The following is a 1151-nucleotide window of genomic DNA, read 5'->3' on the forward strand; positions in this document are numbered from 1 at the left end:
CATCGGGCCCGGCCACGCCGGTCACCGCCACGCTGACCTGGGCCTGGGACTGCGCAATGGCGCCCTGGGCCATCGCGCGGGCGACCGGCTCGCTGACAGCGCCATGGGCGGCGATCAGCGCAGCGGGCACATCGAGCATCGCGGATTTGGCGCGGTTGGAGTAGGTGATAAAGCCGCAATCGAGCCACTGGCTGGAGCCGGGCCGCTCGGTGCAGGCGCCGGCAATCAGGCCGCCGGTGCAGCTCTCGGCCGTGGCCATCATCCAGCCCCGGTGGCTCAGGTGCTGGGCCAGCTGGGCCACGGTTTCCGGGATGGGCAGCCCATCTTTGGTCAGCAAGGCGGCAGTGGCGTTCATAGCAGATGTCTCCCGATGGCGATGACAAGCAAGGTGCAGAAAGCGGCGACCAGATCGTCCCAGATGATGCCCCAACCGCCGCCCCAGCCAAAGCCTTTGAAGCAGCGATCCGCCCAGCGCACCGGCTGGGGTTTGACGGCGTCGAAAAAGCGGAACAGCACAAAAGCGGTCAGCTGGCCCCAGAAGCCCGTGGGCATGACCAGCCACAAGATGAGCCAGAAGGCGATGATCTCGTCCCAGACAATGGCGCCGGGATCCGCCACGCCGAGGTTGCGCGCGGTGGCCGTGCAGGCCCACCAGCCGAGTACCAGCGATGCGCCAATCACCCAGCCAATCGCCGCTGGCGTCAGCCACAGCTGCAGTACCAGGTAGGCCACCCAGGCCCACAAGGTGCCCACCGTTCCCGGTGCCACCGGGCTCAGGCCCGAGCCAAAGCCCAGCGCCATCCAGTGCAGGGGGTTGCGCAGCATGAAGGACCAGTTGGCGCGGCGGGGCGCCGCAATGGGGTCTGCTGCGCCGGGCGCGGAAGGGGAAAAGGGCGAGTCGCTCATGCCCGCCATCATAAGCCTGCGGCAAGGCGCTGTGCAGCCCCCGCCGGCGCCAGGCCACCAGGCCGTCAGGCCTTGAAATGGTCAAACGAGGCCCAGTGCTGCGCTAGTGGCTGGCCTTGCGCATCGCGCACGCGCAGGCCTGCTGCGGCGGTGATGCGGCCAATGCGCTGCACCGGCGTTTGCGCGGCCAGGCTGGCCTGCTGCACGGCATCGCGCCGGTCTGCGGCGGCCGTAAAGCACAGCTC

Annotated in this window: 2 protein-coding genes and 1 pseudogene; all 3 read right to left on the bottom strand. The window is 68.9% G+C overall.

Annotated features, from left to right (window positions below; genetic code table 11):
- Positions 1-355, bottom strand: a 355-nt coding sequence (locus H928_RS25750) for a CinA family protein (protein WP_021024962.1), incomplete at its 3' end; no start/stop codon positions are given.
- A complete protein-coding gene (locus H928_RS0101860; protein WP_373604900.1) occupies positions 352-915 on the bottom strand; it encodes a phosphatidylglycerophosphatase A in 564 nt (187 codons plus the stop codon). The genes H928_RS25750 and H928_RS0101860, both read right to left, overlap by 4 nt.
- A 56-nt stretch (positions 916-971) precedes the next feature.
- A pseudogene (locus tag H928_RS32000) lies at positions 972-1151 on the bottom strand (thiamine-phosphate kinase); the annotation flags it as partial.

Origin of the sequence: Comamonas sp. B-9 (assembly GCF_000410635.1) — a bacterium.
In the GTDB taxonomy this organism is placed as follows: Bacteria; Pseudomonadota; Gammaproteobacteria; order Burkholderiales; family Burkholderiaceae_C; genus Comamonas.

Bases quoted from the DNA above. Each gene is read 5' to 3' on its own strand.
- H928_RS0101860 (WP_373604900.1), bottom strand. From the start codon at position 915: ATGGCGGGCATGAGCGACTCGCCCTTTTCCCCTTCCGCGCCCGGCGCA.